This is a genomic window from Streptomyces sp. NPDC058796, from assembly GCF_042745235.1.
In the GTDB taxonomy this organism is placed as follows: Bacteria; Actinomycetota; Actinomycetes; order Streptomycetales; family Streptomycetaceae; genus Streptomyces.
In genome coordinates, this window is record NZ_JBHYOP010000013.1 from 1 (window position 1) to 11,511 (window position 11,511).

The 11,511-nt window shown below is 71.8% G+C and carries 11 protein-coding genes; 8 read left to right on the forward strand and 3 right to left on the reverse strand.

The features are described from left to right. The 5 genes from ACFW47_RS28825 to ACFW47_RS28845 all read left to right on the forward strand — a co-directional run. Positions 1 to 441, forward strand: a 441-nt coding sequence (locus tag ACFW47_RS28825) for a DUF3459 domain-containing protein (RefSeq protein WP_386286347.1), incomplete at its 5' end; no start/stop codon positions are given. Beyond that, complete coding sequence (gene treS, locus ACFW47_RS28830) at positions 438 to 2,156, forward strand: maltose alpha-D-glucosyltransferase (protein ID WP_386307550.1); 1,719 nt, start codon at positions 438 to 440, stop codon at positions 2,154 to 2,156. The genes ACFW47_RS28825 and treS, both read left to right, overlap by 4 nt. Before the next feature lie 28 nt (positions 2,157 to 2,184). Next, positions 2,185 to 3,546 carry a maltokinase gene (locus ACFW47_RS28835; protein WP_386307551.1) on the forward strand — a complete coding sequence of 454 codons (1,362 nt, stop codon included), beginning with the start codon at positions 2,185 to 2,187 and terminating at the stop codon, positions 3,544 to 3,546. A gap of 3 nt (positions 3,547 to 3,549) precedes the next feature. Next, positions 3,550 to 5,772, forward strand: a complete 2,223-nt coding sequence (glgB, locus tag ACFW47_RS28840) for a 1,4-alpha-glucan branching enzyme (RefSeq protein WP_386286350.1) — start codon at positions 3,550 to 3,552, stop codon at positions 5,770 to 5,772. 111 nt (positions 5,773 to 5,883) lie between these two features. Further along, positions 5,884 to 6,975 (forward strand): glutamate--cysteine ligase, encoded by a 1,092-nt coding sequence (locus ACFW47_RS28845; RefSeq protein WP_386286351.1) that lies wholly within the window; start codon positions 5,884 to 5,886, stop codon positions 6,973 to 6,975. Between the two features lie 43 nt (positions 6,976 to 7,018). On the opposite strand, the gene ACFW47_RS28850 is transcribed toward ACFW47_RS28845, so the two are convergent. Beyond that, the gene (locus ACFW47_RS28850; RefSeq protein WP_386286352.1) at positions 7,019 to 7,252 is read right to left on the reverse strand and encodes a DUF6480 family protein; all 234 of its coding nucleotides are present in this window, start codon (positions 7,250 to 7,252) and stop codon (positions 7,019 to 7,021) included. A gap of 151 nt (positions 7,253 to 7,403) precedes the next feature. Here ACFW47_RS28850 and ACFW47_RS28855 point away from each other — a divergent pair, with 151 nt between their 5' ends. Then, positions 7,404 to 9,311, forward strand: coding sequence for an AMP-dependent synthetase/ligase (locus ACFW47_RS28855; RefSeq protein ID WP_386307553.1), 1,908 nt, complete (start codon positions 7,404 to 7,406; stop codon positions 9,309 to 9,311). Between the two features lie 142 nt (positions 9,312 to 9,453). After that, complete coding sequence (locus tag ACFW47_RS28860) at positions 9,454 to 9,888, forward strand: ATP-binding protein (protein ID WP_073732126.1); 435 nt, start codon at positions 9,454 to 9,456, stop codon at positions 9,886 to 9,888. An 18-nt stretch (positions 9,889 to 9,906) separates the two neighbouring features. On the opposite strand, the gene ACFW47_RS28865 is transcribed toward ACFW47_RS28860, so the two are convergent. Then, the gene (locus tag ACFW47_RS28865; protein ID WP_386286354.1) at positions 9,907 to 10,359 is read right to left on the reverse strand and encodes an ATP-binding protein; all 453 of its coding nucleotides are present in this window, start codon (positions 10,357 to 10,359) and stop codon (positions 9,907 to 9,909) included. A gap of 46 nt (positions 10,360 to 10,405) precedes the next feature. Next, positions 10,406 to 10,771, reverse strand: a complete 366-nt coding sequence (locus tag ACFW47_RS28870; protein WP_386307668.1) for a PRC-barrel domain-containing protein — start codon at positions 10,769 to 10,771, stop codon at positions 10,406 to 10,408. Positions 10,772 to 11,102: 331 nt separating this feature from the next. Here ACFW47_RS28870 and ACFW47_RS28875 point away from each other — a divergent pair. Next, positions 11,103 to 11,511 (forward strand): HAMP domain-containing protein (locus tag ACFW47_RS28875; protein ID WP_383286174.1); only part of this gene is annotated, 409 nt, incomplete at its 3' end.

Here is an 11,511-nt window from a genome sequence, read left to right on the forward strand (position 1 = left end):
AGCGAGAAGTACCAGCTCAAACCCCGCGACTGGGCCCGCGCCGCACGCGAGGGCACCACCATCGCCCCCCTCATCACCCGACTCAACACCATCCGCCGGGCCCATCCCGCGCTGCACCGGCTCAGGAATCTCCGCTTCCACCACACCGACAACGACGCTCTCATCGCGTACAGCAAACGCGAGGGGTCCGACGTCGTGCTGGTCGTCGTGAACCTCGACCCCCACCACACCCAGGAGGCCACGATCTCGCTCGACATGCCGCAGCTCGGCCTGGACTGGCACGCGTCGGTGCCGGTCCACGACGAGCTCACGGACGAGACCTACCACTGGGGCCGCACGAACTACGTGCGGCTGGAGCCCGGCCGGGCCCCCGCCCACGTCTTCCACCTCCGCCGGCCGTCCGCCGCCGCGCGCCGGAACGAAGGGTCCGCAGCCTCATGACCGTGAACGAGCCCGTCCCGGACAAGTTCGAGGACACCCCGGCCAAGGACCGCGACCCGGACTGGTTCAAACGAGCCGTCTTCTACGAGGTCCTCGTCCGCTCCTTCCAGGACAGCAACGGCGACGGCGTCGGCGACCTCAAGGGCCTGACCGCCAAGCTGGACTACCTGCAATGGCTGGGCGTGGACTGCCTGTGGCTGCCGCCCTTCTTCAAGTCACCGTTGCGCGACGGCGGCTACGACGTCTCCGACTACACCGCCGTACTCCCCGAGTTCGGCGACCTGGCCGACTTCGTCGAGTTCATCGACGCCGCCCACCAGCGCGGCATGCGCGTGATCATCGACTTCGTCATGAACCACACCAGCGACCAGCACCCGTGGTTCCAGGAGTCCCGGAAGAACCCCGACGGCCCCTACGGGGACTACTACGTCTGGGCCGACGACGACACCCGGTACGCCGACGCCCGCATCATCTTCGTCGACACCGAGGCCTCCAACTGGACCTACGACCCGGTCCGCGGCCAGTACTACTGGCACCGCTTCTTCTCCCACCAGCCCGACCTCAACTACGAGAACCCGGCCGTCCAGGAGGAGATGCTGGCCGCGCTGAAGTTCTGGCTGGACCTCGGGGTGGACGGCTACCGCCTCGACGCCGTGCCCTACCTGTACGCCGAGGAGGGCACCAACTGCGAGAACCTGCCCGCCAGCCACGCCTTCCTCAAGCGGGTCCGCAGCGAGATCGACGCGCACTACCCCGACACGGTGCTCCTCGCGGAGGCGAACCAGTGGCCGGAGGACGTCGTCGACTACTTCGGCGACTTCGCCTCCGGCGGCGACGAGTGCCACATGGCCTTCCACTTCCCGGTCATGCCGCGCATCTTCATGGCCGTCCGCCGCGAGTCCCGCTACCCCGTCTCGGAGATCCTCGCCAAGACCCCGGCCATCCCGTCCGGCTGCCAGTGGGGCATCTTCCTGCGCAACCACGACGAGCTGACCCTGGAGATGGTCACCGACGAAGAGCGCGACTACATGTACGCGGAATACGCCAAGGACCCGCGCATGCGCGCCAACATCGGCATCCGGCGCAGGCTCGCCACCCTGCTTGACAACGACCGCGACCAGATCGAGCTGTTCACCGCCCTGCTGCTGTCCCTGCCGGGCTCGCCGATCCTCTACTACGGCGACGAGATCGGCATGGGCGACAACATCTGGCTCGGCGACCGGGACGCCGTACGGACCCCGATGCAGTGGACACCGGACCGCAACGCCGGCTTCTCGACCTGTGACCCGGGGCGCCTGTTCCTGCCCACGATCATGGACCCGGTCTACGGCTACCAGGTGACGAACGTCGAGGCGTCCATGGCCTCCCCCTCGTCCCTGCTGCACTGGACCCGGCGCATGATCGAGATCCGCAAGCAGAACCCCGCCTTCGGCCTCGGCACCTACACCGAACTGCCCTCCTCCAACCCCGCCGTACTGGCCTTCCTGCGGGAGTACGAGGACGACCTGGTGCTGTGCGTGCACAACTTCGCGCGGTTCGCCCAGCCGACCGAACTGGACCTGCGCGAGTTCGCCGGACGCCATCCGGTGGAACTGTTCGGCGGGGTCCGCTTCCCGGCGATCGGCGAGCTGCCGTACCTGCTGACCCTCGGGGGCCACGGCTTCTACTGGTTCCGGCTCACCCGAGTCGCATCCCGCATCGGCCGCCGCGTTTGAGCGCGGGCCGAGGAAAGGACGCGTCACCATGCCGAAGACCGCACCCCTGCGCCCGAGACGTGCCCGTCTCGCCGAGCCCATGGCGTCGCTCGGCGGACTGCTGCGTGAGTGGCTGCCGCGCCAGCGCTGGTTCGCGGGCAAGGACCGTCCCGTGGCCGAGCTCGGGCTGCTCTCCATGACCGAGCTCTTCCCGGGCTGTCTGCACCTCCTGGTGCACACCGGGCACGGACCCGTGCCCGCTCCGGGCGGCGCTCCCCCGGCCGGCGACTGCTACCAGTTGCTGCTCGGCGTGCGCGAACATCCGTCGCCGCGCCTGGGCCGGGCCGTCATCGGGCAGGTGCAGGACGGTCCGCTGGCCGGCCGGACGGTCTACGACGCCCTGCACGACCCCCGGACGGCCCAGCTGCTCCTGGAACGTCTGCGGCACCCCGGCAAGGCGGGACCCCTGCGCTTCGAGGCCGACCCCTCACGGCCGGTGCCCTGCGGACTGGCACCGCGGCTGCTGGACGCCGAGCAGTCCAACTCGTCGCTGATCTACGGGGACGAGTTCATCCTGAAGCTCTTCCGTCGCATCCAGCCCGGAGTCAACCCGGACCTGGAGGTGCCGGACGCGCTGGCCCGGCAGGGCTGCGACCGGGTCCCCGCGCCGGTGGCGTGGATGCGGACCACCCATCCGTACGAGGCGACGCTCGGCGTGCTCCAGCCGTTCCTCAACGACGCCTCCGACGGCTGGACCCTGTCCCTGAACGCGCTGGCCGCCGGGGACGACTTCACCGTGCAGGCCCACGAGCTGGGGCGGGCCATGGCGGACGTGCACCTGGCGCTCGCCGAGGCCTTCCCCTCGGGTGCCCCGGGGGAGAACGGCCGGACGGCGGCGGCGATGACCGAGCGGCTGACCGCCGCAGCGCACTGCGTACCGGCGCTGCAGCCCTTCGTCCCCGGGCTGCGGGCGGCCTTCGCGGCACTGTCCACCTGCGACTCGGGGCCGCCCGCCCAGCGCATCCACGGCGACCTGCACCTGGGACAGGTGCTGCGGGCCGGCCGGGACTGGTTCGTCATCGACTTCGAGGGCGAGCCGTCCCGTCCGCTGTCCGAACGGCGCAGCACCCACTCCCCCGTCCGCGACATCGCGGGCATGCTGCGCTCCTTCGACTACGCCGCCCGGCAGCGCCGCCCGTGGCGCCCCGAGTGGGCGCGCCGCTGCCGGGAGGCGTTCTGCGCCGGCTACGCCGCCCGCGCCGGATGGGACCCCCGCAAGAAGCACGGCCTGCTGCGCGCCTACGAGACGGACCGCGCCGTGTATGAGGTGCTGTACGAGGCCCGGCACCGCCCCGACTGGCTTCCCGTACCCATGGCGGCGATCGAACGACTCGCCGTGAGAGGAGACTGACCCGTGGCCCTCCGCGACACCTCGATCCCCGAGCCGTCCGGCCCCGTCCCGCCCGCATCCGGTGCGTGCGGTACCGCCCCGCCCATCGATCCGGCCGATCGTGGCCGCCTGCTGGCGGGCGCCCACCACGACCCGCACGCCCTGCTCGGCGCCCACCCCGTCCCGGGTGGCGTCGCCTTCCGGGCGCTGCGTCCGTTCGCCCGCGAGGTGAGCGTGGTCGTCGACGGCGAGCGCCACGCCCTCGTGTCGGAGGAGGACGGCCTCTTCTCCGGTGTGCTGCCGCTGGCGGAGATCCCCGCCTACACCCTCGTGGTGGCGTACGAGGAGGGCGAGCAGGAGACGCACGACCCGTACCGCTTCCTGCCCGCCCTCGGCGAGCTCGACCTGCACCTGATCGGCGAGGGCCGGCACGAGCAGCTGTGGCGGGCCCTCGGCGCGCACCCCATGACGCACGAGGGTGTCACCGGCACCAGGTTCACCGTATGGGCGCCGAACGCGCAGGGAGTGCGGGTCGCCGCGGACTTCACCCACTGGGACGGCACGGCCTTCCCGATGCGTTCGCTCGGTTCGAGCGGCGTGTGGGAGCTGTTCCTGCCGGGCGTCGGCGAGGGCACCCGGTACAAGTTCGAGATCCACTCCCGGTACGGGCACCGGTTCCTCAAGGCCGACCCCATGGCCCGCGCGGCGGAGGAGCCGCCGAACACCGCGTCCGTGGTGACCGCCTCGGCGTACGAGTGGGGCGACACCGAGTGGATGCGCACCCGCGCCGACACGCCCGTGCACGAGGCGCCGTTCTCGGTGTACGAGGTCCACCTGCCGTCCTGGCGGCCCGGACTGACCTACCGCGAACTGGCCGACGTGCTGCCCGCGTACGTCAAGGACCTCGGCTTCACCCACGTCGAGCTGATGCCGGTCGCCGAGCACCCCTACGGGCCTTCCTGGGGCTACCAGGTCACCGGCTTCTACGCGCCGACCGCGCGGCTCGGTTCGCCCGACGACTTCCGCTTCCTGGTCGACGCGCTGCACCGGGCCGGGATCGGCGTGATCATGGACTGGGTGCCGGCGCACTTCCCGAAGGACGACTGGGCACTGGCCCGCTTCGACGGGGACCCGCTGTACGAGCCCGGGGACGAGCGGCGCGCGACCCACCCGGACTGGGGGACGTACACCTTCGACTTCGCGCGGACCGAGGTGCGCAACTTCCTGGTCGCCAACGCCGTGTACTGGTGCGAGGAGTTCCACATCGACGGGCTGCGGGTCGACGCGGTCGCCTCGATGCTCTACCTGGACTACTCGCGCGACTCCGGCCAGTGGGAGCCCAACCAGTACGGCGGCCGGGAGGACCTGGCGGCGATGGCGTTCCTCCAGGAGATGAACGCGACCGTCTACCGGCGCTGCCCCGGCGTGGTGACCATCGCCGAGGAGTCGACCGCGTGGGGCGGGGTGACGCGCCCGACCGACACCGGCGGGCTGGGCTTCGGCCTGAAGTGGAACATGGGCTGGATGCACGACTCGCTGGAGTACGTCGCGCACGAGCCGGTGCACCGCAAGTACCACCACCACGAGATGACGTTCTCGATGGTGTACGCCTACAGCGAGAACTACTGTCTGCCGATCTCGCACGACGAGGTGGTGCACGGCAAGCAGGCGCTGGTGTCGAAGATGCCGGGCGACTGGTGGCAGCGGCGGGCGAACGTGCGGGCGTACCTGGGCTTCATGTGGGCGCACCCGGGCAAGCAGCTGCTCTTCATGGGGCAGGAGTTCGCGCAGGGCGCGGAGTGGTCGGAGAAGCAGGGCCCGGAGTGGTGGCTGCTGGACGAGGGGTACCACTCGGCGGGCGACCACCGCGGCGTCCAGGATCTGGTGCGCGAGCTGAACACCCGCTACGCGCGGACGCCGGCCCTGTGGCAGCGTGACACCGATCCGGCCGGTTTCCGGTGGGTGGCCGTGGACGCGGCCGAGGACAACGTCTTCGCGTTCCTGCGGTTCGGGGCCGACGGCGCCCCCCTGCTCGCGGTGTCGAACTTCTCCCCGGTCGTCCGGCACGACTACGCGCTCCACGTCGGCGACGACGCCACCGCCTGGCAGGAGGTCCTCAACACGGACGCCGAGGACTTCGGCGGCAGCGGCGTGGGCAACCCGGATCCGGTGAAGCCGGAGGACGGGAGCATCCGGATCACGCTTCCCCCGCTGGCGACGGTGTGGCTGGTGCCGTACGCCCTGTGAGGCCCGGCGGCGCGACCAGGTGTCCGGCCGCTGAGGCGGGGCATTCGGTGGTCCTACGGACGGGACAGTCCCGCCGTCGCCGCGACCGGGCCCGCAGAAAGGCGGCATCACGTGCGCACCGTCGGAGTGGAGGAGGAACTCCTCCTGGTCGACCCCGAGTCGGGTGAGCCGCGGGCGCTGTCCGCCGCCGTGCTCGCCCGGGCCTCGCTGGACGACGCCGAGCAGGACGTGTTCGAGAAGGAGCTGCACGAGCAGATGCTCGAGTTCGCCACGCATCCGCAGGCGGACATGGGGCGGCTGCACGCGGAGATCGTCCGCTGCCGCGAGGAGGCCGGGCGGCACGCCGGGGGCATCGGCTGTGCCGTCGCCGCGCTCGCCACCTCGCCGCTGCCGGTCAGCCCCGCCGTCGGCATGAACCGCCGCTACCGGTGGATGGCCGAGCAGTACGGCGTGGTGGTCCACGAGCAGCTTGTCCTGGGCTGCCACGTGCACGTCTCGGTGGAGTCCGACGAGGAGGGCGTGGCGGTCGTCGACCGGGTGCGGCCGTGGCTGTCGGTACTGGCCGCGCTGAGCGCGAACTCCCCGTTCTGGCAGGGCAGGGACTCCGCGTACAGCAGCTATCGCAGCCGGGTCTGGCAGCGCTGGCCGTCGGCCGGTCCCACGGAGCTGTTCGGGTCGGCGGAGACCTACCACCGCCGGGTCGCCGACATGGTCGCGACCGGCACGATCCTCGACGAGGGGATGATCTACTTCGACGTCCGGCTGTCCCAGCGGTACCCCACGGTCGAGTTCCGCGTCGCGGACGTCTGCCTGGACGCCTCGACGGCCGTCGTCGTCGCGGCCCTCGCCCGTGCGCTGGTGGAGACGGCAGCGCGGGAGTGGCGCGAGGGCGTCCCGCCGGCCGACCCCAGCGTGAGCCTGCTGCGCCTCGCGGCCTGGCGGGCCGCCCGGTCGGGGCTGACGGAGGAGCTGCTGCATCCGGCGACGATGCGGCGGATGCCGGCGGAGAACGTCGTCCGGGCGCTGCTGGAGCACGTCGGGGAGGCGCTCGCCGCCTGCGGCGACCTGGGTCTGGTGCAGGACGGCGTCGCCGGTCTGCTGCGGCACGGCAACGGGGCGCGGGTGCAACGGGAACTGCTGGAGCGCACCGGCAGCCTGCGGGACGTCGTCACCGAGTGCGTACGGCGCACACAGTCGGTCTGAGACGTCCCGGCGGCGGGGGCCGGTGCTCCGCGGCGGCCGTGCCTCAGAGCATCAGGACCAGGGCGTACCCCAGGAAGCCCGCCGCGACGAGCGCGACGAGGACGAGGATCACCGTCAGCGGTGCCATGGCCCAGCCCTTGGGCGGGTTGTTCCCCTCCCACGGGCCTGCCTCGGACATGCTGCTCTCCCCCGGCGGGGTCTCGCCGGGCGGCACACCGCCGCCCGGCTCCAGTCCGGTGCTGCGTTCGGGTTCCGGGTCCGGATTCGTGTAGGTCATGCCCTCCGGGTCCCCCGATCCGCCGAGATCACCGGGCGGGAACACTTCTGTCGTCCCGGCCCCCCGTGACCACCGCCTCGGCTAGATTCAGCACCGCCGTTAACGGTGCTCGTCGGCGGTGTCACCGTCCGTACATGTCAGGAGCCAGCGCATGCTCGACCCCGCTCTCGCTCCCCGGGCCGCCGGGCCCCTGACCGGCGGGCTCGCCGACAGCCTCTTCGAGACGGCCGCCCGCACACCGACCCTGCCGATGCTCGCCCGCCGTCCCACGCCGGACTCGCCCCTCTGGCAGGAGGTGACGGCCGTCGAGTTCCGCGACGAGGTCGTCGACGTGGCCAAGGGCCTGATCGCGTGCGGGATCTCGCCGGGCGACCGGGTGGCGATCCTGGCGCGCACCCGGTACGAGTGGACGGTGTTCAGCTACGCGCTGTGGACGGTGGGCGCCGAGGTGGTGCCGATCTACCCGACCTCCTCGCGCGACCAGGTCGAGTGGATCCTGCGGGACGCGGGCTGCGTGGCCGTGGTGGTCGAGGACGAGCAGAGCGTGATGACGGTCGGCTCGGTGTGCGCGTCGCTGCCCGCGCTCCGCCACGTCTGGCAGCTGGACGCGGGTGCGCAGGACACGCTGGTGGCGCGCGGCGAGTTCATCCCGTACGCCACGGTCGACTCCATGCGGCGCATCGTGCCGCCGGACGCCACGGCGGTCGTCGCCTACACCTCGGGCACCTCGGGCCGCGCCATGGGCTGCGCTCTGAGCCACCGCGGGCTGGCCAGTCCGTGCGACACGCTGATCGAGGGCTGGGGCCACACGGTGGCGCCCCCCGGGGAGCAGGGCGCGGTCCTCGCCTTCCTGCCCTTCTCGCACGTGTACGGGCTGATGATCCAGAACCTGTGTGTCCGGGGCGGCCTGCTCATGGCGCACGAACCGGCGACGACCGAGGAGGCGCTCGCCTCGGCCCTGCGCTCCTTCCGCCCGACGTACTTCTACGCGGTCCCGTCCGTCCTGGAGAAGCTCTACAAGAATTTCCTGCGCACCGCCCAGCAGGCGGGCCGCGGAGCGCTGTTCGAGCGGGCCGCCGCCACGGCGCGGGACTTCGCCGCCGCGCTGGAGCGCCGGCGGCTGGGCCAGGGGCCCGGGCCCGGCTTCGACCTGCGGCTCCAGCACTCCCTGTTCGAGCGGACGGTCTACCGCCGGCTGCGGAGCGCGCTGGGCGGCCGGGTGCGCCGCGCGACGTGCGGCGGTTCACCGCTCAGCCGCGAGCTGTCCCTCTTCTACGAGGGCATCGGCGTCTATGTCCACGACGGCTACGGACTGACCGAGACCAGCGGCGGGCTGACCATGCAGCCGCTGGGGCGGGAGAAGTCCGGCACCGTCGGCCAGCCGCTGCCCGGCATGGAGATCCGGCTGGCCGACGACGGGGAGATCCTGGTGCGCGGGCCGTCGCTGTTCCAGGGGTACCTCGGCGACGAGGCGGCCACCCGCGAGGTGCTGCGCGGCGGCTGGCTGGCCACCGGGGACCTCGGCCACCTGGACGACGAGAACTATCTGGCGATCACGGGACGCAAGAAGGACGTCATCATCACCAGCGGCGGCAAGAGCGTGGCCCCGGCCGCACTGGAGCAGCGGCTGCGCATGCATCCGCTCGTCCACCAGGCGGTCGTGGTGGGAGACAACCGGCCCTGCGTCGGCGCCCTGATCACGCTCGACCCCGAGTTCCTGACCCACTGGCGGGCGGGCCTGGCCCTGCAGGGCGACGCCCCGGCCCGTGAGGCGCGGGAGGAGAACGCGCTGCGCGAGGAGGTGGCACGGGCGGTGGCCGCGGCCAACAGCGCCGTGTCGCGCTCGGAGTCCATCCGGGTCTTCCGCGTCCTGCCCGAACCCTTCGACGTGTCCAACGGACTTCTGACCCCGTCGATGAAGCTGCGGCGCGACGAGATCGTACGGACCTACGCCTTCGAGATCGAGGCGATGTACGAGGCCCGGCCGCACCGGCGTCCCAGGACGGCGCCCGAGGAGCCGGCCGGCTGGGAGGACTCGGACAACGTGTTCCTGCGGTGACGGCAGCGGAGGGCGTCACCCGTTGCCGTCGCGCCCGGACCGTGCAGATCGAGGCGCGTAGCCTCGATCGGCACGGGAACTACAGACGAAGGGATTGCGAAGAAGGGACGACGTCCGGCTGGTGCCGGGCCGGGAAGGCGAGATGGCAGCCGAGTCGCGTTGGGACAGGACACTGGCTTCCGAGGAGATCACGAACCGCACCGCCAGCTTCACCGGGGAGCTGCACAATGTGACCGGTGCGCGGCTGGTCGCGGAGGAGTTCCTCTACGACCTCGCCCGGGCGGCACCGCCCGCGCAGCCCGAGCACTGGGACGACATACTGCTCGTCGTCACGGAGCTGGCGGCGAACGCGGTGCAGTACGCCCCCGGACCCTTCCAGCTGCGGCTGCGCCGTACCTTCGACGGCGTGCACGTGGTGATGCACGACACCAGTACGACGGAGCCCGCGCCGCGCCCCTTCCATCCGAGCAGCGGCGGCGGGGGCATCGGCTGGCATCTGATCCACACCCTCTCCGACCAGGTGAGCGTCGTCACCGGCGAGCGAGGCAAGGACATCCACGTCTTCCTGCCGTGGTGAGCGGCGGCGCCGGCCCCGTCAGGGAGCGCCGGCGTCGCGCAGCGGCACCAGCACGCTGATCGTCTTGCCGCCCTCCGGCCGGCGGTCCACGGCGATGTCACGGGCCAGGCGGGCAACGAGCGGCCAGCCGTAGCCGCTTCCGCGGTGCCGGGTGGGGAAGGCGTACGCGGCACGCGGCACGACCGCGCTGTGGTCGTGGACGGCGATCCACATCCCCTCGTCCGTGGGCCGGACCTCGAAGCCGGCCAGTCCCTCGCCGTGGCGGATCGCGTTGGTCACCAGCTCCGAGACGACGAGCAGCAGATCCACGACGTCCTCCTCCCGCACCCCGCGGCCCGCCCCCCACTGCGCACGCGCCACCGACTCCGCGTACGCGCGTGCCCCTGCCGCGCTGGTCACGGCTGCGGAGGCCGGTCCGCCGGGCGCCGTGACGCCGGGCGAGGCCGTGGTGATCCCGTCGGTTGGTTCCATGTCAGTGGTGTCCCTGGTGTTCGCCGTGCTGTCGTTCGGCACCGGGTCAGTCCGCGGAGGCCTCCCGCGGCGGCAGCCGATGATAGTAGTCGCCGACGGACGCCAGGTACTCCCGGTCCATCGTCTCGCTGTCGGTGCGGAACCGGGGCGCGGCCTTGACCTGCGCCCTGGTGCAGCCGACCGTGACCGTGCGCGCCCCGGGGTCGATGCCCCTGACCATGCCGACCGGCACGAGCACGCTGCGGCCGAAGACCCAGACGCCGGTGTCCACGACCAGGTGCGGCATGCCGAAGTGCTCGGCCTGCCGGTCCACGTGCCCGATGGTGCCGTCGGTGGCGACGACGGTGCAGCCGGTGAGGTCCTGGCCCTCCACGTGACCGCTTCCCGCCGTGTACGACCAGATGCTCTCCATCGGCACGCCGTCCCTTCCCTCCCGCATCGATACGACCGTGTGATGACGACTGCGGGGCCGGCGACGCCACGGGCCGGACCGGCTCCACAGCAGCAGATACCCGGCCGGGCCCGCCGCATTCGGCCCCCGTTCGATCAGGCCGCTCCATCGGGTGACGCCCCGCTTTCGCCGGCGCCCGCGACCCGGGGCGGCCTCTGGGCTATTTTTCTCCTTGAGCAGATCCGTGAACTGCGGGAACGCACGCACAGGTCGCCGGACCGCGCCATTCGGTCCGGAGGGGGTTGTCGAGTCCTCGTACCGAGGGCTCCTGGGGAGCGGAACGAGGGTGCGCATGACCAGCGACAGCACCGGAACCGTTGATTCGGGTCCGGGCGACCAGGAGCTGCGCCGCCTCCTGGCGGGCCTGACGGCCGTCCGGGACGGTGACTTCGGCACCCGTCTGCCGGACGAGGCGGACGGCCTGATGGGCGACATCGCCAAGGTCTTCAACGGCATGGTGGACCAGTTGTCCGTGTTCACCTCGGAGGTCACCCGGGTGGCTCGCGAGGTCGGCACGGAGGGCACCCTCGGCGGTCAGGCACGGGTACCCGGGGTGTCGGGCACCTGGGCCGACCTGACGGACTCGGTCAACGCGATGGCGGGGAACCTGACCACCCAGGTCCGTGACATCGCGCAGGTGGCCACGGCGGTGGCCAAGGGCGACCTGTCGCAGAAGATCGACGTCGACGCCCGCGGCGAGA